At 70.8% G+C, this 24,181-nt stretch carries 21 protein-coding genes and 1 pseudogene; 10 read left to right on the top strand and 12 right to left on the bottom strand.

The features are described from left to right. From BMZ82_RS07425 to BMZ82_RS41185, 5 genes and pseudogenes are all read left to right on the top strand, one after another. A partial coding sequence (locus tag BMZ82_RS07425; RefSeq protein ID WP_177244416.1) for a transposase occupies positions 1-328 on the top strand: 328 nt, incomplete at its 5' end. 86 nt (positions 329-414) lie between these two features. Beyond that, a pseudogene (locus BMZ82_RS07420) lies at positions 415-579 on the top strand (IS630 family transposase); the annotation flags it as partial. 333 nt (positions 580-912) lie between these two features. Further along, positions 913-1,149, top strand: coding sequence for a hypothetical protein (locus BMZ82_RS07415; protein ID WP_093772918.1), 237 nt, complete (start codon positions 913-915; stop codon positions 1,147-1,149). A gap of 63 nt (positions 1,150-1,212) precedes the next feature. Further along, on the top strand, positions 1,213-2,469 hold the full coding sequence (locus BMZ82_RS07410) for a VanZ family protein (protein WP_093772916.1): 1,257 nt from the start codon (positions 1,213-1,215) through the stop codon (positions 2,467-2,469). Between the two features lie 78 nt (positions 2,470-2,547). Then, positions 2,548-2,691, top strand: coding sequence for a hypothetical protein (locus BMZ82_RS41185; protein WP_218159021.1), 144 nt, complete (start codon positions 2,548-2,550; stop codon positions 2,689-2,691). 286 nt (positions 2,692-2,977) lie between these two features. Here BMZ82_RS41185 and BMZ82_RS07400 read toward each other — a convergent pair whose 3' ends face one another. From BMZ82_RS07400 to BMZ82_RS07380, 5 genes are all read right to left on the bottom strand, one after another. Beyond that, positions 2,978-3,727: an HNH endonuclease gene (locus BMZ82_RS07400; RefSeq protein WP_256251807.1), complete on the bottom strand. Its 750-nt coding sequence runs from the start codon at positions 3,725-3,727 to the stop codon at positions 2,978-2,980. Then, the gene (locus BMZ82_RS07395) at positions 3,724-5,157 is read right to left on the bottom strand and encodes an AAA family ATPase (protein ID WP_093772914.1); all 1,434 of its coding nucleotides are present in this window, start codon (positions 5,155-5,157) and stop codon (positions 3,724-3,726) included. Before BMZ82_RS07395 ends, BMZ82_RS07400 begins: the two co-directional genes overlap by 4 nt. 173 nt (positions 5,158-5,330) lie before the next feature. Continuing rightward, positions 5,331-6,173, bottom strand: a complete 843-nt coding sequence (locus BMZ82_RS07390; RefSeq protein WP_093772912.1) for a sugar phosphate isomerase/epimerase family protein — start codon at positions 6,171-6,173, stop codon at positions 5,331-5,333. Beyond that, entirely contained in the window at positions 6,170-7,324 is a 1,155-nt protein-coding gene (locus BMZ82_RS07385) for a dihydrodipicolinate synthase family protein (RefSeq protein WP_093772910.1), read from the bottom strand. The genes BMZ82_RS07390 and BMZ82_RS07385 overlap by 4 nt, the downstream gene beginning before the upstream one ends. Further along, positions 7,321-8,478 (bottom strand): Gfo/Idh/MocA family protein, encoded by a 1,158-nt coding sequence (locus BMZ82_RS07380; protein WP_093772908.1) that lies wholly within the window; start codon positions 8,476-8,478, stop codon positions 7,321-7,323. Before BMZ82_RS07380 ends, BMZ82_RS07385 begins: the two co-directional genes overlap by 4 nt. Before the next feature lie 362 nt (positions 8,479-8,840). Here BMZ82_RS07380 and BMZ82_RS07375 point away from each other — a divergent pair, with 362 nt between their 5' ends. Together BMZ82_RS07375 and BMZ82_RS07370 are read left to right on the top strand one after the other, a co-directional pair. Then, positions 8,841-9,899, top strand: a complete 1,059-nt coding sequence (locus BMZ82_RS07375; RefSeq protein WP_093772906.1) for a LacI family DNA-binding transcriptional regulator — start codon at positions 8,841-8,843, stop codon at positions 9,897-9,899. Between the two features lie 422 nt (positions 9,900-10,321). Then, positions 10,322-11,122 (top strand): sugar phosphate isomerase/epimerase family protein, encoded by an 801-nt coding sequence (locus BMZ82_RS07370; protein ID WP_093772904.1) that lies wholly within the window; start codon positions 10,322-10,324, stop codon positions 11,120-11,122. 36 nt (positions 11,123-11,158) lie between these two features. Here BMZ82_RS07370 and BMZ82_RS07365 read toward each other — a convergent pair whose 3' ends face one another. Genes BMZ82_RS07365 through BMZ82_RS07350 form a run of 4 tightly spaced genes read right to left on the bottom strand, consistent with a single transcriptional unit; the run spans position 11,159 to position 14,359 of the window. Continuing rightward, on the bottom strand, positions 11,159-11,473 hold the full coding sequence (locus tag BMZ82_RS07365; RefSeq protein ID WP_093772902.1) for a hypothetical protein: 315 nt from the start codon (positions 11,471-11,473) through the stop codon (positions 11,159-11,161). After that, entirely contained in the window at positions 11,470-12,135 is a 666-nt protein-coding gene (locus BMZ82_RS07360) for a GNAT family N-acetyltransferase (protein WP_256251806.1), read from the bottom strand. Before BMZ82_RS07360 ends, BMZ82_RS07365 begins: the two co-directional genes overlap by 4 nt. Next, entirely contained in the window at positions 12,132-13,388 is a 1,257-nt protein-coding gene (gene aroA / locus BMZ82_RS07355) for a 3-phosphoshikimate 1-carboxyvinyltransferase (protein ID WP_093772900.1), read from the bottom strand. Before aroA ends, BMZ82_RS07360 begins: the two co-directional genes overlap by 4 nt. Positions 13,389-13,393: 5 nt before the next feature. After that, positions 13,394-14,359: an EamA family transporter gene (locus BMZ82_RS07350; RefSeq protein WP_256251805.1), complete on the bottom strand. Its 966-nt coding sequence runs from the start codon at positions 14,357-14,359 to the stop codon at positions 13,394-13,396. Between the two features lie 113 nt (positions 14,360-14,472). On the opposite strand from BMZ82_RS07350, the gene BMZ82_RS07345 reads away from it, so the two are divergent. From BMZ82_RS07345 to BMZ82_RS07335, 3 genes are all read left to right on the top strand, one after another. Continuing rightward, positions 14,473-15,381, top strand: a complete 909-nt coding sequence (locus BMZ82_RS07345; RefSeq protein ID WP_093772898.1) for a LysR family transcriptional regulator — start codon at positions 14,473-14,475, stop codon at positions 15,379-15,381. A gap of 402 nt (positions 15,382-15,783) precedes the next feature. Beyond that, positions 15,784-17,586: a glycoside hydrolase family 3 protein gene (locus BMZ82_RS07340; RefSeq protein WP_093772896.1), complete on the top strand. Its 1,803-nt coding sequence runs from the start codon at positions 15,784-15,786 to the stop codon at positions 17,584-17,586. A 122-nt stretch (positions 17,587-17,708) separates the two neighbouring features. Further along, a complete protein-coding gene (locus tag BMZ82_RS07335; protein ID WP_093772894.1) occupies positions 17,709-18,326 on the top strand; it encodes a hypothetical protein in 618 nt (205 codons plus the stop codon). A gap of 16 nt (positions 18,327-18,342) precedes the next feature. On the opposite strand, the gene BMZ82_RS07330 is transcribed toward BMZ82_RS07335, so the two are convergent. The 3 genes from BMZ82_RS07330 to BMZ82_RS07320 all read right to left on the bottom strand — a co-directional run bounded on the left by BMZ82_RS07330 (position 18,343) and on the right by BMZ82_RS07320 (position 24,145). Further along, positions 18,343-19,755, bottom strand: coding sequence for a S28 family serine protease (locus tag BMZ82_RS07330; protein ID WP_093772892.1), 1,413 nt, complete (start codon positions 19,753-19,755; stop codon positions 18,343-18,345). Positions 19,756-19,877: 122 nt separating this feature from the next. Continuing rightward, positions 19,878-20,111, bottom strand: a complete 234-nt coding sequence (locus tag BMZ82_RS07325) for a hypothetical protein (RefSeq protein WP_371271163.1) — start codon at positions 20,109-20,111, stop codon at positions 19,878-19,880. 299 nt (positions 20,112-20,410) lie between these two features. After that, positions 20,411-24,145 (bottom strand): ABC transporter ATP-binding protein, encoded by a 3,735-nt coding sequence (locus tag BMZ82_RS07320; protein ID WP_093772890.1) that lies wholly within the window; start codon positions 24,143-24,145, stop codon positions 20,411-20,413. Positions 24,146-24,181: the final 36 nt, after the last annotated feature.

Below are 24,181 nucleotides of genomic sequence, written 5' to 3'. Positions count from 1 at the left end.
CGAACTCCACCTGGTCCTGGACAACTACGCCACCCACAAGACCGAGCCGGTCAAGAAGTGGCTGCTTCGCCACCCCCGCTTCCACCTGCACTTCACCCCCACCTCGGCGTCCTGGCTCAACCTCGTCGAGCGCTGGTTCGCCGAACTGACCTGCCGCAAACTCCGCCGCTCGGCCCACCGCAGCGTGGTCGAACTCGAACGCGACATCCGCGGCTGGATCAACGAGTGGAACAAGAACCCCAAGCCGTTCGTCTGGACGAAGACCGCCGACGACATCCTCGACACCCTCGCCGCATACTGCACACGAATTAACGACTCAGGACACTAGGTGCGGTGCGCGGGCTTGCGGCTTCCCGACTGGTCGTCCGGTGTTCCGTGAGGAGTGCGTCGGCGTGGCCGAGGAGGTCGTCCGCCATGCCGGAGATCGACGATGACGAGGGCCGGCGGCTGTTGCGGATCATCCGCCGGGGCACCGGCTCCGTGGTGACCTGGCACCGGGTCCAGATGATCCTGCTCTTCGCGCAGGGCACACCCGTAGCGAAGATTGTCGAGGTGTCGTTCACCAGCGGTGATGATGTTGCGCGCGCCGAACCCTGGGTGACCGACGGAGCCCGGTAGCGGTCAAGCCATTCGTGATCCACTTTGAGACACAGCCCCAATTTTACCTGGCCTCGTCAAATCCGTCCGGGCTAGCCTTCACGGGTTATTGAGCCTGTAAATGACACAAGCACCTCACTGACCACGAGGGGGAACACAGTGCTGAAGAAAGCGCTGGCTATTGCGGCTATGACAGGTGCACTTGTCCTTACGGGAACGTCCGCGTTTGCGTTCGGATCCAAGAGCACTCAGCTATCGAACGGGGTTCTGACGATCAACGGGGACGACGGGTGTCTCGTAAGCGGTAACTGCGCCTTGTACTACTCCTCCACCACGTACAAGAAGACTGGTGGCAGCAAGGTCACGATCCAGCTCGCGATGGACACCGGGGCGTCTCTGGTCGTGGACACGCAAAAGTCGATCTCTTCGGGCCAGACACTGTCACACAGTTGGGGCGGAAAGAAGAAGTCCGATGTCCCGGACTGCTCCATCGCCGGTTACATGAAAGCCAGCACCGGCAACTACTACACCCCCAACCTCAGCGTCTGCTAACCACTTCCACGGTGGCCGGGACGTCTCACCGACGTCCCGGCTTCGTGTACTTAAGGCCACCTCGTGATCGAAGCATCCATCAAGGCCGTGCCCGGCCTCATCGTCACCTTCCTGATCCTGGCTGCCCTCGTCGCGGTACCCACGGCACTCATCGCCAAAGCCAGGAACAAACCGTGGCGTTTGCGGACGGCGCTGACTGCCTACCTGGTCGGCATCGTCACCGTGACCCTCCTGCCAGGCGACGCAGGCTTGGAGTCCGGTCAGTGCGACACCGGCATGCCCGCGCATCTGTTCACGTCGACGAGTTCCCTGCTGAACATCGCTCTCTTCGCGCCCGGCGCGTTTCTGACCGTGCTGCAATTCAAGCGGCCGGCGACAGTCGCAGTGGCGTTCGGGTGCCTGAGTGGAGCTGTCGAACTCATCCAGTCCTTTGTGAACCTGGGCCGCTCGTGCAGTGTGACGGACCTCGCAGCGAATACAACGGGTGCCGCATTGGGATCCCTGGCAGGAGCTCTCTGGCTGCACCAGCGGCGCCAGTCACTGCGCAAGCCCGTGCGTGATCTACTCTGGGGGACATCGCTTGCCCTGGTCGGTACCGTGGCTTTGGGCGGCGTCTTCCATTCCCGTGTCGATTCGGTCGACATCGTTGCGATTGACGACCAGAGGAAGAACTTCGCAGAATCCGCGATTCAAGCCGATGAGTGGATCAATACAGCAGCCAAGGGCATCTACGGTAGCGACACCCAGGTTCGCGAGACGACAACTGAGAAGCGTGGAAAGCGCCTGAAGATCACCGCCGAGACGAACCGTGGGAGCATCGCAGGCTGGTGGCCGGAGAAAGATCTGGAAAGTGCCTGGTCTTCCAACACGCGTGGCGATGAAGGCAGCTTCAGCAAGAAACAAGTCGCCACGGCCGCAGACAAGTTCGCCCGTATGTGGTTCCCCAGGAACGTAGCGGGCAGCAAGCAGCAGATCCGCTCCGTAGGAGACGGTCCCACACATGCCTACGTGGTGGCTTACCGACGGTACACCGACGGGGTTCTGTTGCCGATGCGTCTCGATCTCACCGTCACTACGACAGGGCGGGTCATCGGGTTTACAGCTAGGGCTGTCGACGACCCGGCCCTGCCGTCGGTCACGGTCGACGAAGCCAAGGCCAGGGATCTCGCCGAGCAGGCGACTGGCCTGCCGACCGACTCCACCTTGCTTCTCGCCCAACAGATCAAGGGCGAATGGCGACCGGTGTGGCTTGTCGGCAGTGGCAAGCGGGATGTGGCGATCGATGCCGCGACCGGTGAACTCATCCCAGGTAGCGACTGAAACTCACCCGGTCAGGGCAGCCGGAAGGCGTCCAGGGGGCGCGTCTTCAAATGATCTTGAGTGGTGGATCATGCTCGGGTGATACGTCGTCATGAACTGTCGGATGCCGAGGGGGAGTTCGTCCGGCCGCTGCTGCCCGAGTCCTTGCGGGGCCGGAAGCGGTCGGACGACCGCACCGTGCTCAGCGGGACCGTGTGGAAGTTCCGCACCGGCACTGCCTGACGGGACGTGCCCGAGCGGTACGGCCCGTGGGCCACACTGCACACCCCTTTTCGCCGTCGGCCTCTCGACAGGACCTTCGAGCGGATGCTCCGGCTCGCCCAGGCGGAAGCGGACGCGGCCGGGGACATCGACTGGCTACAAGCGGCGCAACGCGGTGGAACGCTGCTTCAACCAGCTCAAGCAGTGGCGTGGCATCGCCACCCGCTATGACAAGACCGCCGAGTCCTACCGGCAGCCGTCACCCTCGCATCGCTCCTGATGTGGGCGTGACACTTGAAGACAACTCCTAGCCCGGGGGCAGGAATGCGGTGCGGAGTTCGGGGTCTCGGAGGAGGGTGAGTACCTCGGCCTCTCCTACGAACAGCGCGTCGGCCGAGGGGTGTCCGGACTGGTGGAACATGGCGACCAGGACGTCGACCAGGGGGCGGTTCCAGGCGACCCGGACGATCTCGGTGGCCTTCGTGCGCTGGCCCTTGTCCATGGCTATGCGCCACAGTTCGATCGAGTGCCGGGCCGTCGCGTAGGCGTCCCGGCGGCCCTTGACCAGGACCGCCCTCGTGTTGAGGCCGAACACCTCGATGCAGGCCCGGCCCCGGTCGGTCAGTGGCCGGTACGTTCCGAGCGGGAGTACCAGTCGCAGGTGGTCCAAGGGGTCCTCGGCGGTCGGGTCGACGAGGAGGTGGGTGCCTTCGAGGCTCGTCGGGAACTGGTTCCGCTTCTGGTTGCTGTTGCAGTACGAGCAGGCGAGGAGGTGGTTGAGCCAGTCGAAGGTGCGCAGCGGGGTGCGGCTCTTGGGCTCGAAGTGGTCGATGTCCGTGCCCTGGCCGTCACCGCAGTACATGCAGCGTTCGTGGCCGGGGGCCATCTGGGCCAGGGCGGTGGCGAGTGCGGGGCGGACCTGTCGGCGGTTCGCCCAGAGATCCTTCGCCTTGGCCTTGCGGGCCTGCTCCGTGGCCTGCTGTCGGATCTCCTCCGTATAGTCCCCCAGTTTCGCCACCGTGACCGGCGACAGGGCGGCCCGCGGCAGCCGGATCACTCCCGCTCCTCACCCGACGTATCCGGCGTACCCGTCGTATTTGTCGTGTCCTGTGTGTTCTCGGCGATCTCCTCCGCGAGCCGGTGGAGATGGGCCGACACCTCGTCCACACGGGCCGACGGCGAGCTGGTGAGCCGCTCCTTCAGTTCCCGGTAGCGGGCGAGCGACTCGGGGGACGTGGCCCCGTCGTAGATCTGCGCCTCCAGGTCCACGAACTCGGCCCTGGCCTGCTCTGCCCGCTCGGAGTACGGGGTGTCCAGGCCGAACAGGTCCGAGAGGACGGCGTCGTCGCCGCTGCCGTACACCACACGGTCGTACAGGTCCTCGTCGATGACCTCGGGCGGGCGCGCCTCGTCCACACCGGGGAGCCGGATCAGACCGCCGGGGTCCGCCGCCTGGCAGATGTACGGGCTGTGCGTGGTGACGATGAACTGGATGTTGGAGAAGTGGGAGGTCAGCCACGGGCCGATGCGACGCTGCCAGGAGACGTGCAGATGGGCGTCGATCTCGTCGATGATGACCACGCCCGGTACCAGGCGAAGCAACGAATGCTCGCCCTCTCCAGTGAACGCCGCGTCGCCGAACGCGTCGTGGATCTGCTTCAGGAGGTCGACGACGAGTGCCGCGACCGTGCGGAAACCGTCACTCATCTCCCGCAGCGTGAAGCGCTGCCCTCCGCGGGTGACCCACAGGCCCTCGGAGTCGACTTCCTCCACGCGATAGCCGTCCGGGAGCAGCCCGTCACCGAGCACCGCCAGCGCCGCCCTCTTCAGCCCCGCGGCGCCTTCCCTGCCCTCGAACTCGCGCAGGTGCTGCTCGATGAGCCAGGCCACGCCCTCGGCGAGGGACGCGTCCTCGTGGAACAGGCTTGCCTGCCGGGCCACCGGTCCGGATGCCAGCATCAGTCGCTGCACCTCACCCGAGCCCCCCGCCATCCGGCGGAACGGGCCGTACGCGGCGCAGAACCAGCCCACCGGGTTGTCGGCCCACGGCCCCCGTTGCGCCGGGCTGGCGCTCGTCGCCTTGGCACTGTGCCTGATCTCCTCCAGTGCGGGCTGTGCGCCTCTGCGTCCCCCGGCTCCCTCCTTCGGCGCCGTCCACCGCAGCCCGGTCCGGAACTTGTTCGAGGTACGGCCCGAGGCAGTGAACCCGTCGAAGATTCCGTGCCTGACGATCTCGGCCACCACGGTGCCCGAATCGGCCCCTCGGGCGATCCAGTTCTCATACCCCTGGACGAGACCACGCGCGGCCACCGGCCCGCTGAGCGCGTGCGCCATAGCCCGTAGCAGCGTCGTCTTGCCCGAGCCGTTGCGGCCCGCGAGCACCGTCCAGCCGGCGTGACTGCCATCGGGGCGGGTGAGGGTGAGGTCGACCTGACGTGGACCGTGGAAGGACTTGATGTCCTGTACGAGGATCCGGCTGACGTACATGGGAAGCGATCCTACGGTCGGGGACCGGTCCTTCAGTGGTTCAGGTGCGGGATCCCGGACCCGAGTCCGGTACGGCGAAGTCGACGCCCGCGGATACGGCAGTGTCCGGAGAGGTCGGTGCTTCCTCTCCGGACGCTGCACGGCACTGCACTGGGCACTGCCTCGGGGACGTGTTACGCCGTGTGTTCTATGAACCGGGCCGCCGTTTCCGCCAGTACCTCCCTGCCGTTTCTCGCCCACAAACCGTCGTTGAACAGTTCGACCTCGATGGGGCCCGTGTAGCCGGCTGTTTCCACGTGGGTCTGCCATTCGCGCATGTTGATGGCGCCGTCGCCGATCTGGCCTCGGCCGGTGAGGACTCCCTCGGGCAACGGGGTGGTCCAGTCGGCGAGTTGGAAGGTGTGGATGCGGTGGGAGGCGCCGGCGCGGGCGATCTGGGTGGGGGCCTGGTCGTCCCACCAGATGTGGTACGTGTCCACGGCCACGCCTACCTGGTGGGCCGGGAAGCGTTCGGCCAGGTCCAGGGCCTGGGTGAGGGTGGAGACCACGCAGCGGTCGGCGGCGTACATGGGGTGCAGGGGCTCGATGGCCAGTTTCACGCCGTGGGTCTCGGCGTAGGGGCCCAGCTCCGCCAGTGCGTCCGCGATGCGTTCCCGGGCGCCGTGCAGGTCCTTCGAGCCGGGCGGTAGGCCGCCGGAGACCAGCACCAGCACCTCGGTGCCCAGTGCTGCCGCCTCGTCGATCGCGCGGCGGTTGTCGGACAGGGCCGCCGCGCGTTCGGTCGGGTCGATCGCCGTGAAGAAGCCGCCCCGGCACAGCGTCGTCACCGTCAGGCCCGCGTCGCGGACCAGTTTGGCGGTGGCCTCCACACCGTACGTCTGGACCGGCTCGCGCCACAGGCCGACCGCCGGCACGCCCAACTCCACGCAGGCGTCGACCAGTTCGGGCATCGACAACTGCTTCACCGTCATCTGGTTGATGCTGAAGCGGGCCAACGGGTTGGCAGTTGTGGTCATCGGGTCACTCCGTACATGGCCAGCAGGGTCTTCATGCGTTCCTCCGCCAGTTTCGGGTCGGGGAACAGCCCCAGGCCGTCGGCGAGTTCGTAGGCGCGGGCGAAGTGCGGGAGGGAGCGGGCCGACTGGAGGCCGCCGACCATCGTGAAGTGCGACTGGTGGCCGGCCAGCCAGGCCAGGAAGACCACGCCCGTCTTGTAGAAGCGGGTGGGGGGTTGGAAGAGGTGGCGGGACAGTTCGACTGTGGGGTCGAGCAGCGAGCGGAACCCTGCCGTGTCGCCTGTGTCCAGGACTCTTACCGCCTCCGCCGCCAGCGGGCCCAAGGGGTCGAAGATGCCCAACAGCGCGTGGCTGAAGCCCTTTTCGTCGCCCGCGATCAGCTCGGGGTAGTTGAAGTCGTCGCCGGTGTAGCAGCGGACGCCCTGGGGGAGGCGGCGGCGGATGTCGATCTCGCGCTGGGCGTCCAGGAGCGAGACCTTGATGCCCTCCACCTTGTCGGGGTGGGCCGCGATGACCTCCAGGAACGTGTCCGTCGCCGCGTCCAGGTCGGACGAGCCCCAGTAGCCCTCCAGCGCCGGGTCGAACATCGGGCCCAGCCAGTGCAGGATCACCGGGTCCGAGGACTGGCGCAGGAGGTGGCCGTAGACGTCGAGGTAATCGTCGGGGCCGGAAGCGGCCGCCGCCAGGGCTCGGGACGCCATCAGGATCGGGCGGGCGCCCGACTCCTCCACCAAAGCGAGCTGCTCCTCGTAGGCCGTGCGGACCTCCGCGAGGGTCGCCGGGGCGGTGAGCTGGTCGGTGCCGACGCCGCAGGCGATCAGACCGCCCACCGACCTGGCCTCGGCCGCCGACCTGCGGATGAGTTCGGCGGCGCCGGCCCAGTCCAGGCCCATGCCGCGCTGGGCGGTGTCCATCGCCTCGGCGACGCCCAGCCCGTGGGACCACAGGTGGCGGCGGAAGGCGAGGGTGGCGTCCCAGTCGACGGCGGCGGGGGAATCGGGGGACACGTCCGCGAACGGGTCCGCCACGACGTGCGCCGCCGAGAAGACCGTACGGGAGGTGAAGGGGGCGCCGGTGGTCAGGGCGAGGGGTTCCGTGCGGGGCTCGTACGGCCTCAAGGTGCCTGCTGCGTCCGGGAGTTGGATCGTCACAGCGTAACCTCCGGGATGTCGAGGCGGCGGCCCTCCAGCGAGGACTTCAGGCCCAGCTCGGCGAGTTGGACGCCACGGGCGCCGGCCAGCAGGTCCCAGTGGTAGGGGGCGTCGGCGTAGACGTGCCGCAGGAACAGCTCCCACTGGGCCTTGAAGCCGTTGTCGAAGTCCTGGTTGTCCGGGATCTCCTGCCACTGGTCGCGGAAGGAGTAGGTGGCGGGGATGTCCGGGTTCCAGACCGGCTTGGGGGTCGAACTGCGGTGCTGGACACGGCAGTTGCGCAGGCCGGCGACCGCCGAGCCCTCCGTGCCGTCTACCTGGAACTCGACGAGTTCGTCGCGGCCCACGCGGACCGCCCAGGAGGAGTTGATCTGGGCGATCGCGCCGCCCTCGAGTTCGAAGATGCCGTAGGCGGCGTCGTCGGCGGTGGCGTCGTAGGGCTTGCCGTTCTCGTCCCAGCGCTGCGGGATGTGGGTGGTGGCGATGGCCTGGACGGACTTCACACGGCCGAACAGCTCGTGCAGCACGTACTCCCAGTGCGGGAACATGTCGACGACGATGCCGCCGCCGTCCTCCGCGCGGTAGTTCCACGACGGGCGCTGGGCGGCCTGCCAGTCGCCCTCGAAGACCCAGTAGCCGAACTCGCCCCGGATGGACAGGATCCGGCCGAAGAAGCCGCCGTCGATGAGGCGCTTCAGCTTGAGCAGGCCCGGGAGGAACAGCTTGTCCTGGACGACGCCGTGCTTGATGCCGGCCGCCGTGGCCAGCCGGGCCAGTTCCAGGGCGCCGTCGAGGCCGGTCGCCGTCGGCTTCTCCGTGTAGATGTGCTTGCCGGCCGCGATCGCCTTCGTGATCGCCTCCTCGCGGGCGGACGTCACCTGGGCGTCGAAGTAGATCTCGACGGTCGGGTCGGCGAGGACCGCGTCGACGTCCGTGGAGACGTTCTCCGGGTCCAGGCCGTGCTGCTCGGCGAGCGCCCGCAGGGCGTGCTCGCGGCGGCCGACGAGGATCGGCTCCGGCCACAGCACGGTGCCGTCGCCGAGGTCGAGGCCGCCCTGTTCGCGCAGGGCCAGGATGGAGCGGACGAGGTGCTGGCGGTAGCCCATGCGCCCCGTCACGCCGTTCATGGCGATCCGCACCGTCTTGCGTGTCACGTCGATCCCTTCGTAGGCGTCGTGCGCGGTGGCATGCCGGTGGTTCTCGCCGGGATGCCCGCGCGTTTCGTACGCGGTGTGTGCGCGCCGCGTACGCCTCTTCCTGATCAGCGTTACAGCAAGCGCTTTCTATACAAGGAGAAGCTAGCCTTTGACCGGCGGTCCGGACAAGACCGTGTCCATCCCGAGTTGTTCGAGGGGGCGAACGACAGGGGTGCGGGGCCGTAAGGTCTGCTCGACACGCCCGGAACCGTTCCCTACGACTGCAACCGTGCCCGTACGGCTGCTGTCTACCACCCGGGCGTACGACGACGTAGACGACGTACGACGTACGACGAGATGTGTGACCGGAGGACGAGTAGATGACGGTGACCCTGGCGGACGTGGCGGCCCGCGCGCAGGTCTCGCCCGCGACGGTGTCGCGCGTGCTGAACGGGAACTATCCCGTCGCCGCCACCACCCGGGAGCGGGTGCTGCGGGCGGTCGACGAGCTGGACTACGTGCTGAACGGGCCGGCGAGCGCGCTGGCGGCGGCGACGTCCGACCTGGTGGGCATCCTCGTCAACGACATCGCCGACCCCTTCTTCGGGATCATGGCGAGCGCGATCCAGTCGGAGATCGGGGGGCCCGGCGGGCGCGCCGGGGGCGAGCGGCTGGCGGTGGTCTGCAACACCGGGGGCTCGCCGGAGCGGGAGCTGACCTATCTGACCCTGTTGCAGCGGCAGCGGGCCGCGGCCGTGGTGCTGACCGGCGGGGCCGTGGAGGACGAGCCGCACGCGTCGGCGGTGGCGGCGAAGCTGCGCAGGCTGGGGGAGGCGGGGACGCGGGTGGTGCTGTGCGGGCGGCCGCCGGCGCCGGAGACCTCGGCGATCGCGCTGACCTTCGACAACCGGGGCGGCGGGCGGGAGCTGGCCGAGCACCTCATCGGCCTCGGCCACCGGCGGCTCGGCTACATCGCGGGCCCCGAGGAGCGGACGACGACCCGGCACCGGCTGGAGGGCCACCGGGCGGCGCTGGCCGCCGCCGGCATCGCGGAGGACCCGCGCTGGACCGTGCACGGCCCCTACGACCGGCGCGCGGGCTACGAGGCCACGCTGGAACTGCTGCGCCGCGATCCGTCGCTGACGGCGGTGGTCGCCGCGAACGACTCCGTCGCGCTGGGCGCGTGCGCGGCGCTGCGGGAGTCGGGGCTGCGGATCCCGGAGGACGTGTCGGTCGCCGGGTTCGACGACCTCCCCTTCAGCATCGACGTGGTGCCGTCGCTCACGACGGTACGGCTGCCGCTGGCGGAGGCGGGGGCCCGGGCGGGGCGGATCGCGATGGGGCGCGAGGAGCCGCCGCCGGGCGGGATCGCCACGGTGCGGGGGGAGTTGATGGTGCGGGGGTCTTCGGGGGTGCCGAGGGGGTGGGCGCGGGGGTGAGCCGAGAGGTTACGGCTCCCTCGCGCGCACGAGAAGGGCGAACTCGTCGAGGTGATCCACGTCGCCGAGTTGCCGGACGGACCGAAGTACCGTTGTTTCCTGCCCGGTTGGGGAATCCGCGACGCCGACGCCGACGCCGATGATCCCGAGCCGCTCTTCGCGATCGCGTTCTGCTTCCGGTGCAACGGATCACGCGTCTGGGGACGCGGAGAGCCCGGCCCGGCGGGAACTGTTGCGCCGGTTCCGCTCCTGCGTGCCGCGGTAGCCCGAAGCGCAGGGGCGCGGAGCGCAGGAGCCCGAAGCGCAGGAGCCCGAAGCGCAGGAGCGTGAAGACCGGGTGTCTCGTCTTCCGTCGCCGCGCCGGGGCGTCCGGCGAACGCCCCCCACTGGACCCATGCGCCCAGCCGGGTGACAGTAGGACCATGAAGCTCGCCTTCTCCACCCTCGGTGTTCCAGGGCTGCCGGTGCCGGAGGTGCTGGCGCTCGCGTCCGCGCACGGGTATCACGGGGTCGAACTGCGCGCCCATCCGGAGGAGCCGGTCCATCCCGGCATCGGGCCGGCGGAGCGGGCCGGTGTGGCCGCCGCGTTCGAGGCGGCGGGGGTGGAGGTGCTGGGGATCGCCGGGTACGCGCGGGTCGCCGCTCCCGGGGCGGACGCGGCGGTCGTGGAGGAGGTCAGGACGCTGATCGACCTCGCCGTGGACCTCGGGGCGCCGTACGTCCGGGTCTTCCCGGGCGGGGCCGACGGGCAGCCGGAGGCCGAAGCGGACGCCGTCGCCGCGCGTAGGCTCGGCACGGCCGCGGAGTACGCCGCCGACCGCGACGTACGCATCCTGCTGGAGACCCACGACTCGCACCGCACCGGTGCCGCCGCCATCCGGGTCCTCGGGCCGGTCGGGCACCGGCAGGTCGGCGCGCTGTGGGACGTGATGCACACCTGGCTGGGCGGCGAGCAGCCGCAGGAGACGTACGCGGCGCTGTCCCCGTACCTCGGATACGTCCAGGTCAAGGACATCAGCTCGGCCGAGGACACCACCCCGCTGGCGCTGGGCGCGGGGGTGCTGCCGCTCGCCGAGTGTGTGGAGGTGCTGGCGCGGCACGGCTGGGACGGGTGGCTGTGCTGGGAGTACGAGAAGCGCTGGTACGAGACGGCGGCACCGCTGCCGGGCCTGCTGGGACGCGGGCGCGAGTATCTGGGACGGCTGCTCAACGACTCGGCGTGAATCCGCCGAGGGTTCCAACGGCACCGCCCGTCTCCGTCAGGTGGTGATCGCCGTCGCGATCAAAGCCGCCCAGACCGCGAGCACCGTGACCGCCCGGGCAAGGATCACGCCGTGGAGGGGGCTGCCTGTGCGGCGGCGGAGGGTGTGGGTGAGGAGGAGGGAGGCGGCGGCTGTGGTGGCCAGTAGGAAGAAGGGGGTTTCGTCGGGGTAGGGCGGGTCCCAGGGGTCCCTGGACTGGTTCTCCAGGTGGAGGAGTAGGGCCGCGGCGCACCACAGGAGTGCGCTGCCGCCGGTGAGTACGGCTTCCTGGGTGGCGGACGGGCCTCGCCTCGGGGGTGGACCCTGGTTCATGACGTGCTCCCGTGCGTTCCGCGTGCTCGGAAGCCCGCCACCCGTTCCTCCAGCCTCACCCGGCGTTCGGGCCATTCCCGGGCCGTGATGGAGAAGATCGCGGAGTCGCGGAGGCGGCCGTTCTCGCCGGGGGCCGAGGAGGGGAACCAGTTGCGCAGGACGCCCTCGAAACGGGCGCCGACGCTTTCGATGGCCGCGCGGGAACGGGCGTTTCGGGCGTCCGTCTTGAGGTCGACCCGGGAGACGCCCCAACTCTCGAAGGCGTGCCGCAGCAGCAGGAGTTTGGCCTCCGCGTTCACGCCCGTGCCCTGGGCGGAGGCGGCGAGCCAGGTGAAGCCGATCTCTACGGCGTCCAGCCGGTCGTCGCTGCGCCAGCACCGCGGCTCGCAGTAGCCCGTGGTGCCGACGGCGCGGCCGGTGGCGCGGGACACCTGCGCGTAGGGCACGACCCGGCCGGCCGCCGCGGCGGCGAGTTTGTCGTCGATGTAGGAGTCGATCCCGTCGGGCGTCGGGACCTGGGTGTAGCCGTACGTCTCCCGGTTCTCGGCCGCCGCCACCGCCAACTCGCCCGCGTGCCGCCGCTCGAGCGGCTCCAGGCGCACCAACTCGCCCTCCAGAAGCGCCCCTTGCGGTGTGAGCCGTATGAACGGTGTGAACGTCACCCTGTCGGGTCCTTCCGCAGCAGCCGGCCCAGTTCCGCGAACGCCTCGTGGAAACCGGGGAAAGTCTTGCGGACGCAGCCAGGATCGTCGAACGAGATTCCGGGGACGCGCAGCCCGGTCACGGCGAAGGACATGACGATGCGGTGGTCGCCGTGGGTCTTGATCTCCGTACCCGCGAGAGAGTCGTCCGTGGCGGGGTGGATCTCGATCCAGTCGTCGCCCGTGGTCACCGCCGCGCCCAGCCGCCGGAGGTTCTGCGCGCAGGCCTCCAGGCGGTCGCACTCCTTCACGCGCGTGTTCGCCACGTCCTCGATGCGGACGGGTCCGGAGGCGAAGGGCGCGATCGCGGCGAGGGTCGGCATGGTGTCCGAGATGTCCCGCATGTTGACCGTCACGCCGTGGAGTTCGCCGGTCCCGGACACCGTCGTACGGTCCGCGCCGACGTCCACCCGGGCGCCCATCCGGCGCAGTACGTCCACGAAAGCCAGGTCGCCCTGGAGTGCGCCGGCGCCGAGGCCGGGCACGGTCACCTCGCCGCCGGTCAGCGCCGCCGCCGCGAAGAAGTAGCTCGCGGTGGAGGCGTCGGGCTCGATCCGGTACGTCGTCGCGCGGTAGCCGCCCGGCGGGACGACGTACGTGTCGCCCTCGCGGCCGACCTCCACCCCGAACGCCCGCATCATCGCGAGCGTGATCTCGACGTACGGCGCCGAGACCAGGTCCGTGACCGTGATGCGCAGGCCGGTGCGGGTGAGCGGGCCGAGCAGGAGGAGGGCGGTCAGGTACTGGGAGGACTGGCCGGCGTCCAGCACCACCGCCCCGCCCTCGACGCCGGCCGCCCGCACGGTCAGCGGATGGTGGCCCTCCGCCGCCTCGTGCCGCAGGTCCACGCCCAGGTCGCGCAGGGCGCGGGTGAGCGGGAGGAGGGGGCGGCGGCGCATCTGGGGGGAGGCGTCGAAGCGGTACGTGCCGTGGCCGGTGGCGGCGAGGGCGGGCAGGAAGCGCGCGGTGGTCGCGCCGTCCCGGCAGTGCACGTCGGCCTCGGCGAGCGCCGGTCCCTGCGGGCGGCCGTCGACCTGCCAGGCGTCCGGGGTCCGTCCGACGCGGTAGCCGAGCCGGGTCAGGCCCTCGGCGAACCCCTCGGTGTCGTCGGACCGCAGGGGCCGTCGGAGGGTGGTGACTCCGTCGGCGGCCGCGGCCAGGAACAGGGCGCGGGCGGTGATGGACTTGGAACCGGGGAGGTCGACGAGTGCCATGCCCCTCATGATCCCGCGCCGCCGCGCCCCCCTGCCGGTACGTCCACGGGATGGACGAGGGTCGAGGCGGCGGACCGCGTGTGAACAGCCGGGGGGACGGAGGGCCCCGCCGTCCTCCTCGCCGGTGCCAGTGACGTCAGTGCCACGCCGACCACCAGCAGGGCCGCCGCGCACCAGCGCAGGCCGCTCACCGACTCGCCGAGGAACATCGCGGCCGACGACATGCCGAAGACGGGGACCAGGAGGGAGAAGGGCGCCACCGTGGACGCCGGGTGGCGGTGCAGCAGCCAGCCCCAGGCGCCGAAGCCGAAGACGGTGGTGACCCAGGCGACGTAGACGACGGTGCCCGCGCCCTGCCAGTCCAGGGCGCGCAGCGCGGCCAGGTCCCGGGACGGGCCCTCGACGAGGAGGGACAGGGCGAGCAGCGGCAGCACCGGGACCGTGCTCACCCACACCATGAAGTTCAGCGCGTCCGGCGGGGACGCCTTGCGGGTGAGGACGTTCGACGCGCCCCAGCACATCGCCGCGACGATGACCAGGGCGAACGCGCCGAGCGGGCCCGAAGCGCCCTCGTCGACGGCGGCGACGCCGATGCCGGCGAGGGCGACGCCCATGCCCGACAGGCGGACGCGGGTGGGGCGTTCGCCGAGCGCGACGAAGGCGATGACGGCGGTGAACACCGACTGTATCTGCAGGACCAGCGAGGACAGTCCGGCCGGCATCCCCGCGGCCATCCCGCTGAACAGCAGCCCGAACTTGGCCACCCCCAGCACCAGTCCCACGGCCACGATCCACTTCCAGGCCACCTTCGGACGGCCCACGAAGAACACCGCGGGCAGCGCCGCCACCAGGAAGCGCAGGGCGGAGAAGAGCAGCGGCGGGAAGTGGTCGAGGCCGATCTCGATGACGGTGAAGTTCACGCCCCAGACGGCGGCGACGAGGACGGCGAGGGCGAGGTGGGAGGGACGCATACGGTGATGATCACCGGGGCGGACCCTTTAGCACCAGCGATGATTGCTGCATGGTTGGATGAAGCAACGCTACTGAAACGCTACTGAACCGAACGCTACTGAGGGGATTCACGGTGCTCGATCTTCAGCGGCTGCGCGCTCTGCACGCCGTCTCCGTCCACGGCACCGTCGGCGCGGCGGCCGTCGCCCTCGGCTACACCTCGTCGGCGGTCTCCCAGCAGATCGCCAAGCTGGAACGGGAGACCCGCACGGTCCTGCTGGAGCGCGAGGGGCGCGGTATCCGGCTCACCGACGAGGCACTCCAACTGGCCGCCACAGCAAAGGAGTTGCTGGCGATCGTCGAGCGCGCCGAGACCGAGCTGGAGGAGCGGCGCGGGGTGCCGGCCGGGCGGCTGGCGATCGCCGCGTTCGCCTCGGCGGCGCGCGGGCTGCTGCCCTCGGTCCTGGCCGACCTGGCCCGCCGGCACCCCGCCCTGGACGCCCGGCTCACCGAGGTCGACCCGCATCTGTCGGTGGACCTGGTCGCGAAGGGCGCCGTGGACCTCGCCGTCGCGCACGACTGGGACATCGCGCCGCTGCCCGCCCCGGCCGGCGTGGAGCAGGCCGTGATCGGGGACGACCTGTGCGACCTGCTCGTCCCCGAGGGCCACCCCTTCGTGGGGCGGACGACCGTACGGCGGGAGGAGCTGGGCGGCGAGCGGTGGATCTGCCAGCCGCCGGGCCGGGTCTGCCACGACTGGCTGCTGCGCACGCTGCGCGCGGCGGGACACGAGCCGGACGTCGTCCACACCGCCGACGAGAACCCGACCCTCGTCGCCCTGGTCGCCGCCGGCCTCGGCGTCGCCCTCATCCCCCGGCTCGGCCGCGGCCCCCTGCCCGCCGGCGTGGTCGAGGTACCGCTCGACCCGATGCCCGTACGCCGCCTGTACGCCCTGTGGCGCACGGGCGCGGCCCGCCGACCGGCCATTGCGGAGACGGTACGGACGCTGCGCGAGCAGTGGCCGCGGGCGTCGGCCCACTGATTGCCCACTGAGGCCCACTGAGGCCCTGGGAGGGGCTGGGAGGGGCTGGGAATGCTTGGGGAGGGAGAGAGGGGAGGCCGGAGATGACCGGTTCAGCAGCCCCTCCCGTCACACTCGTCCCGCCCGTCCCGACTTCGGGGAATCCGGGTCCGGGCGGGAACCCTGCCGAGGGCCCGCTCGTCCAACTCGCAGGTTGTCGGACGAGTCACCTCGGTGCGGTGTCGGCCCTCGCTGCTGGCTGCGATCGCTGACCCACCCTCTCCGCCGCACCGCGGGCCCGCCAGCCGAGCCGTCATCGGCGCGCCCCCCTCCAATGCGCCGATGGCGGCGCCCTCGCGGGTAGCGTGCGCCACCGGACCCCCCGCCTCTCCCCACCGGACCCCCGCCGGAAGGAGCGCCCGCATGCCCTCCAGACGTACCGTGCTCGCCGCCACCGCAGGTGTCACCGCCGCCCTCACGGTCGGAGCCGCAGGACCCGCGAGCGATCGCGACCCGATCGGTCTCCTCTCCCGGATGACCCTGGAGGAGAAGGTCGGGCAGGTCTTCGTCTCCCGGGTGTACGGGCATTCGGCGACCGCGCCCGACCAGGTCGACGTCGACGCCAACCTCGCCGAGCTGGGTGTGCGCACGGCCGCCGAGCTGCTCGCCCGCTACCGGCTCGGCGGGATCATCTACTTCACGTGGGCGCACAACACCCGCGCTCCGGCGCAGCTCGCGGACCTCTCGAACGGCATCCAGCGGGCCTCTCTCCAGCAGCCGCGCGGGCTGCCGGTGCTGATCTCCACCGACCAGGAGCACGGCGCCGTCTGCCGGGTGGGCCGGCCCGCCACCCTGTTCCCGGGTGCGATGGCGATCGGGGCGGGCGGTTCGCGCGCCGACGCCCGTACGCTCGGGCGGCTCGCGGGGCGCGAGTTGCGGGCGATGGGCATCCGGCAGGACTACTCCCCCGTCGCCGACGTGAACGTCAACCCGGCCAACCCGGTCATCGGCGTGCGCTCCTTCGGCGCCGATCCGGACGCGGTGGCCGCTCTGGTCGCGGCGGAGGTCGAGGGGTTCCGGGCGGCGGGGGTGGCGGCGACCGCCAAGCACTTCCCCGGGCACGGCGACACGGCCGTCGACAGCCACACCGGCTTCCCCGTCATCACCCACACCCGTGCGGTGTGGGAGGCGCTGGACGCGGTGCCGTTCCGGGCGGCGATCGCGGCCGGCGTCGACTCCCTGATGACCGCGCACATCCTGGTCCCCGCCCTCGACGACTCCGGCGACCCCGCCACCCTCTCCCGCCCCATCGTCACCGGCATCCTGCGCGAGACGCTCGGCTACGACGGGGTCGTGGTCACCGACGCCCTCGACATGGCGGGCGTGCGCACCAAGTACGGCGACGACCGGGTGCCCGTGCTCGCCCTCAAGGCCGGCGTCGACCAACTCCTCAACCCGCCCAAGCTGGACGTGGCGTTCAACGCCGTGCTGACGGCCGTCCGGAACGGGGAGCTGACCGAGGCACGGCTCGACGAGTCGGTCCTGCGGATCCTGCGCCTGAAGGAACGGCTGGGACTTTTCGACGAGCCGTACGTCAGCCCGGCCGACGTCGGGCGGACGGTCGGCGCGCGGGCGCACCTCGCGGCGGCCGACGAGATCGCCGAGCGGACGACGACACTTCTCCTCAACGAGGGTCCGGTGCTGCCCCTGTCCCCCCGCACCCATCCCCGCCTCCTGATCCTCGGCGCCGACCCGGCCTCGCCGACCGGCACCACCGGCCCGCCCACCACCGTCCTCGCCGCCGCCCTCACCGCCCTGGGCTTCGAGGCGACCGCCCTGTCCACGGGCACGGACCCGGCACCCGAGACGATCACTCAGGCACTCAAAGCGGCGGGCGCGGTCGACGCCGTCGTGGTCGCCACGTACAACGTCACGGCGGACAGTGCGCAGCGGACGCTGGTCGAGCGGTTGGTGGAGCAACTGGCGGTGACCGGGCGGCCGGTGGTCGCGGTGGCGATCCGCAACCCGTACGACGTCGCCCAACTGCCTTTCGTACAGGCCTGCTTGGCCACCTACTCCTGGACCGACGTCGAACTGCGGGCCGCCGCGAGGGTGATCGCCGGGACGGTCGAACCGCGCGGGAAGCTGCCGGTGCCCGTGCAGCGGGCGGACGATCCGACGCGGGTGCTGTATCCGACCGGGCACGGACTGACGTATGAGAGGTAGCTACGCCGGGCGTCGGGCGTGCGCCCCTCACCACGCGCGAAGCATCCCGCGCGGCTGGCGTGCGCCGGGCGTCGCGGGTCACTCTGGGGGATGCCCAGTTCCCGGAGCCCGAGGAGTCCCCGGTGCGCCGGGTCGTGATCCTGTGGGCCGCCGCCCTGCTCCTGACGGCGTGTCAGGCGTGCCAGGTCCTCGGTCCGGACAGCGCGTCGACGGCCTCGCGGACGCCCGCCTCCCCGGCCCCCGGCTCCGGCTTCGGCACGCTCTTCCTCGGCGTCGGCGAGTGCAGTTCCTTCGGGACGACCAGTTTCACCGAGGTGCCGTGCGGCGGTGAACGGGCGGCGGCGCGGGTCGTCGCCCGGCACGACGGCGAGGTCGGCGAGGGCCCGCTCTGCCCGCCGACCACCGACTTCGTCCTGCACATCGGCGCACAGCCGACTCAGACCGGCACCGACTCCGCCGGTTTCATCCCGCAGGGGTACGCCTGTATGCGCAACCTTCAGCCGCCGCACCCCGGCGACCCGGGCGCCGGCGGCGGCCCCCGCACGATCGTCGGCGACTGTGTCGGCGGCACGGACGGCGGCCGGGTCCGGGAGACGGCGTGCGACGGGTCGGGGGCCGGGACACCGCGGTACGAGGTGACGAAGGCCGTGGACGTCCGCGCGCACTGCCCGGCGTCCACGGCCCTCTACGTCCAACTCGGCGGCGACACCCACCCGGTGGGCTGCGCGCGGCCGCTCTGAGTCACGTCACGTCACGTCACGGGCGCAGCGCGGGCTCCCGTTCCACGTCCCGCACGTCCAGCTTCGCGTCGAACTTCGCCAGCGGTTTGGCCTGGGCGACGGCGGTGGCGGCGACGCCCGCCCAGTCCAGGATCCGGGCCGTGGCCAGCGACTTCTGGTCCGCGACGAGACCGGCGACGTTCGCGCCGTGGTTCAGGCCGGGGGCCGTGAAGACGTACGAGTCCTTCGCGCCCTTGCCGAGCCGGAACTGCTCCGCGCCCCACGGGTCGTTCTGGCCGTAGACGAAGAGCATGTGCCGGGCGTGGTGCCTGACCCAGGTGTCGACGTCCCGCATCGCGCCCGGCTGGAACGTCATCGGGATGTCGCGGGGGACGAAGTTGCGCGGCGGCTGGTAGCCGTAGCGGATGTACTGCTTCTCGATGGCCGGGAAGTGGATGGTGGGAGCGCCCAGTTGGGTGCCGGCCTGGTAGTAGTACGGGGTGTACGTCTCCAGGCCCTGGTCGGCGTAGGCGGAGAAGCCGGAGATCGTGTCGATCGAGTCGAAGATCTCGTCGTCCGTGGCGGTCGCCGCGTTCGCGGGGATCGTGGCGCAGTCCGACAGCAGGCTGTACTGCCAGAAGCCCCAGACGTAGTCGAGCACCACGGCCTCGTAGGCGCGGTCGAGGCTGCCGATGGTGGTGAACGTGTAGCCGTTGTCCGCCGCGTACGCCTCGTACTTCTTCTCCAGCGGCTCCCGGCGCACGAGCGCCTCGCGCTGTACGGCGTTCAGCCGGTCGCGGCACTCCTTGGTGCCGACGCGGGCGAAGAAGCGGTCGTAGGCGGAGTCCTCGTCGTTGACGACGTCGTTGGGGGCGACGTAGGCCACCACGCCGTCCATGTCGCGCGGGTAGAAGCGCTCGTAGTACGTCGCCGTCATGCCGCCCTTGGAGCCGCCGGTGGAGATCCACTTCTGGGGGTAGATCTTCTTCAGCGCCTGGAAGATGCGGTGCTGGTCGCTCGCCGCCTGCCAGATGTCCAGCTTGGACCAGTCGGCCGGGTCGGGGCGGGAGGGGTTGAAGAAGCGGTACTCCATGGAGACCTGGTTGCCGTCGACGATCTGGGTCGGCTCGCGGCGGCTGGGGGTGGTGGAGACGTTGTAGCCGCCGGTGTAGAAGACCGTGGGGCGGCTGACGTCCTTGTGCAGCACCGTGATGCGCTGCTGGAAGGTGCCCTTGGACGGGTGCCGGTGGTCGACCGGCTGCGTGTAGGTGAGGACGAAGTAGCGGTAGCCGGGATACGGCTTCTCCTGGACCAGGCTCATGCCCGGGACGGAGAGCAGCCGGTCCTTGATGTCCGTCGGCTCCGGCTGGGCAGCGGTCGCCGCTCCGGCCGTGCTCAGCGTGCCTATGAGCACGGTGAGCGCCAGCAGCCATCTGAGCGCTTTGCGCATGCGCGTGCACCCTTCCCTGTGAGACAGATGTGCACCCGGAAGCTATCCGGGGCAACGCCCGTCGCACCAGAGGGGATTGCCCTACGCCAGGTTCAGGTCCAGGTCCGGACTCGGGTTCGCGTTCAGCACAGGATCCAGCCCGAGCTGTAGGACCCGCCGCCCACCGAGCCCCGCACCCACACGCACCGGTGTCCCGCGTAGACCTGCACCACCGGCGAACTGCGCGTGTGCTGCCTCGACTTGGGTACGGCGACCAGGCCGCGCGCCTGCACACTCACCCCGATCAGCCGCTTCGTGCCGGGCTTCTTCTGGACGGTGTAGGCGCAGAACAGGCCGCCGTCCTTGTGCACCAGCACGGAGCCGGTGGAGAAGGGCAGGGTACGTACCTGCCGCCCCGTACAGGAGGCGGCGGGCGCCGCATGGGCGCGGGCCGGTGCCGCGACGGCGAGCAGCGCGGCAACGATCAGCAGAACCAGCCCCCCGACCAGCCGCCGCCCCGCCGCACTCCCCCCGTCCTCTCCGCTCCCTCTGGTCCCAGGTCCCCAAGTCCCCCCTGTGCCCACAGTCCCCGTCCCCTCCCCACCTCGCCGACGCATCCGATGGCCGTACAGGCGTACGGACGCGCGGCGGGTGTCGGATGGTTGCGCGACGACCGTCACAGGGACGCGCTCACCGACTCCTCGGGCTCGGGTGCGCCGACGAAGGTCCGCCACAGGCGCGCGTAGCGCCCGCCGAGGGCGAGGAGTTCGTCGTGCGTGCCGTCCTCCACCACCCGGCCGTGGTCCATCACCACGACGCGGTCCGCGCGGGCGGCGGTGGTCAGGCGGTGGGCCACCACCAGGGTCGTGCGGCGGCCCGCGAGGCGGTCCGTGGCCTGGTTGACCTGGCCTTCCGTGGCCAGGTCAAGGGCGGCGGTCGCCTCGTCGAGGAGCAGGACGTCCGGGTCGACGAGTTCGGCGCGGGCCAGTGCGATCAACTGGCGCTGGCCGGCGGAGAGGTTGCGGCCGCGCTCGGCGACCTCGTGGAGGTAGCCGCCGTCGAGGGTGGCGATCATCTCGTGCGCGCCGACCGCCCGCGCCGCCGCCTCCACCTCGGCGTCGGTGGCGGCGGGCCGCCCGTAGGCGATGGCGTCGCGGACGGTGCCGGGGAAGAGGTACGCCTCCTGCGGGACGACTCCGAGGCGGTGGCGGTACGAGGTCAGGTCCAGGGAGCGCAGATCCGTGCCGTCGACCGTGACCCGGCCGCCGGTGGGGTCGTAGAAGCGGGCCACCAGCTTGACGAGGGTCGACTTGCCCGCGCCGGTCTCGCCGACGAACGCGACCGTCTGGCCGGCCGGGATGCTCAACTCGATGCCGGTCAGGGCCTCTTCCTCCGCCCCGTACTGGAAGTGCACGTCCTCGAAGGCGATGTCGCCGCGCAGCGAGAGCACTTCGAGCGGCTCGTCGGCGGACTTCGTGGACGTCGGCTCCCGCAGCAACTCCTGGATGCGGCCCAGCGATACGGTCGCCTGCTGGTAACCGTCGAAGACCTGCGAGAGCTGCTGGACGGGGGCGAAGAACAGGTCGATGTACAGGAGGTACGCGACCAGCGCGCCGGTCGTCAGCGTCGCCGCGTCGACCCGGCCCGCGCCCACGATCAGTACGGCCGCCGCCGCGACCGACGACAGGAACTGCACGAAGGGGAAGTAGACGGAGATCAGCCACTGGCCCCGGATGCGCGCCACCCGGTAGTCGTCGCTGGCCTGCGCGAACCGTGTCGCGCCGGCCCGCTCGCGCCGGAAGGCCTGCACGATCCTGAGCCCGGACACCGACTCCTGGAGGTCGGCGTTGACCGACGACACGCGCTCGCGGGCGAGTTCGTACGCCTTCACGCTCGCCCTGCGGAAGAAGTAGGTGGCGATGATCAGGGGCGGGAGCGTCGCGAAGACGACGAGGGCGAGCTGTACGTCGATCACCAGCAGGGCGACCAGGATGCCGAAGAAGGTGACGACCGAGACGAAGGCGGTGACCAGACCGGTCTGCAGGAACGTGGACAGGGCGTCGACGTCGGTCGTCATCCGCGTCATGATCCGGCCGGTCAACTCCCGTTCGTAGTAGTCGAGTCCGAGCCGCTGGAGCTGGGCGAAGATCTTCAGGCGGAGGGTGTAGAGGACGCGTTCGCCGGTGCGGCCGGTCTTGCGGATCTCGCCGGTCTGCGCGATCCACTGCACCAGCACCGCGAGCAGGCCGAGCAGCGAGGCGGCCCAGACCGCGCCCAGCGCCATCCTGCTCACGCCCTGGTCGATGCCGTGCCGGATCAGCACCGGCAGCAGCAGGCTCATCCCGGCGTCGACGGCGACCAGGCCGAGGCTGACGAGGAGCGGGGCGCCGAAGCCGTGCAGCAGCCTGCGCAGGCCGTAGGACTCCTCGGGCTGCACCGCCTGCCCCTCGTCGATGCCGGGGGTGTCGGTGGCCGGGGGCAACTCCTCGATCTGGGCGAGGAGTTCGGGGGTGGCCGACAGGTCGGAGAGCGTGCTGTCCCGTGGCTCACGGTCGCCGGTCCACAGCCGGGGCGTCACCCCGCGCTCGGCGTCGAACTCGGCGTCCAGTTCGTCGCGGACGGAGGTGTCCTCGCCCGGCGCGGGCGGCTGGCCGTGGCCGGGCGAGACGCCGCCGAGCTCGTCCGGGTCGGTGAGCAGGCGGCGGTAGAGCGGGGAGCGTTTCTGGAGTTCCTCGTGGGTGCCGAGGTCGGCGAGGCGTCCGGCGTCGAGGACGGCGATGCGGTCGGCGAGGCCCAGGGTGGAGCGGCGGTGGGCGATGAGGAGGGTGGTGCGGCCCTCCATGACCTGTGCCAGCGCCTCGTGGATCTCGTGTTCGACGGCCGCGTCCACGGCGGAGGTGGCGTCGTCGAGGATCAGCAGGCGAGGGTCGGTGAGGATCGCGCGGGCGAGCGCGACGCGCTGGCGCTGGCCGCCGGAGAGGGTGAGGCCGTGCTCGCCGACCTTCGTGTCGTAGCCCTCGGGCAGCTCGGCGATGAACCCGTCGGCCTGGGCGACGCGGGCGGCCTCCTCGATCTGCTCCGGGGTGGCGTCGGGACGGCCGTACGCGATGTTGGCGCGGACCGTGTCGGAGAAGAGGAAGGAGTCCTCGGGGACCAGGCCGATCGCGGCCCGCAGCGAGTCGAAGGTCAGCTCGCGGACGTCGTGGCCGCCGATCAGGACCGCGCCCCGGGTGACGTCGTAGAAGCGGGGCACGAGCAGGGAGACCGTCGACTTGCCCGAGCCGGACGAACCGACGACGGCCAGGGTCTCACCGGCGCGGATCTCGAGGCTGAGGCCGTCGAGAACGGGGCGCTCATGGTCGTAGCCGAAGGAGATGTCGTCGAACTCGACCGTCGCCGGGGCGTCGGCGGGGAGTTCCTTCGTGCCGTCGGTCATGGACGGCTCGGTGTCGATGAGCTCCAGGACGCGTTCGGTGCCCGCGCGGGCCTGCTGGCCGACCGTGAGGACCATCGCCAGCATCCGGACCGGGCCGACGAGCTGGGCGAGATAGGTGGAGAACGCGACGAACGTACCGAGCGTGATGTGCCCGCGCACGGCCAGCCAGCCACCGACCGCCAGCATGGCGACCTGCCCGAGGGCCGGGACCGCCTGGAGGGCGGGGGTGTACGCCGAGTTCAGCCGGATCGTGCGCAGCCGGCCCGCGAACAGCCGGCGGCCGACCTCGCGCAGCTTGCCCGTCTCCTGGTCCTCCTGCCCGAAGCCCTTCACCACGCGGACGCCGCTCACCGCGCCGTCGACGACGCCCGCGACCGCCGCCGCCTGCGCCTGCGCGTACCAGGTGGCCGGGTGCAGCTTCGTACGGCTGCGCTTGGCGATGTACGCGAGGGCCGGTGCCACGGCGAGCGCGACCAGGGTGAGCGGGAGCGACAGCCACGCCATGATCACCAAGGAGATCAGGAAGAGGAGCACGTTCCCGATCGTCATCGGGAGCATGAACAGCAGGCCCTGGATGAGCTGGAGGTCGCTGGTGGCACGGCCGATGACCTGCCCGGTGGACAGCTCGTCCTGGCGGCGGCCGTCGAGCCGGGTGATCGTCTCGAACATCTCGGTCCGCAGGTCGTGCTGGACGTCGAGAGCGAGCCGGCCACCGTAGTAGCGGCGGACGTAGGTCAGGGCGTACACGACGAGCGCGGCGGCGAGGAGGGCTCCCGCCCAGGGGGCCATGGCGCGGGTGTGGCCGCCGATGACGTCGTCGATGATCACCTTGGTGACCAGCGGGACCAGCGCCATGACGGCCATGCCGGCGAGCGAGGAGCCGAGCGCGAGGACGACGTCCGTCGGGTGCCGCCATGCGTAACCTGCCAGGCGGTGTGCCCAGCCTCGCGGTGTCTCCCCCTGCTGCGCTGCCACCCCGGTGCCTTCCTTCAGCCCTTCAGACCCCGACCT

Source organism: Streptomyces sp. yr375 (assembly GCF_900110755.1).
GTDB lineage: Bacteria > Actinomycetota > Actinomycetes > Streptomycetales > Streptomycetaceae > Streptomyces.
The sequence above is the reverse complement of the archived record's forward strand: the minus strand, read 5'-3'. Positions and strand labels throughout refer to the sequence as shown.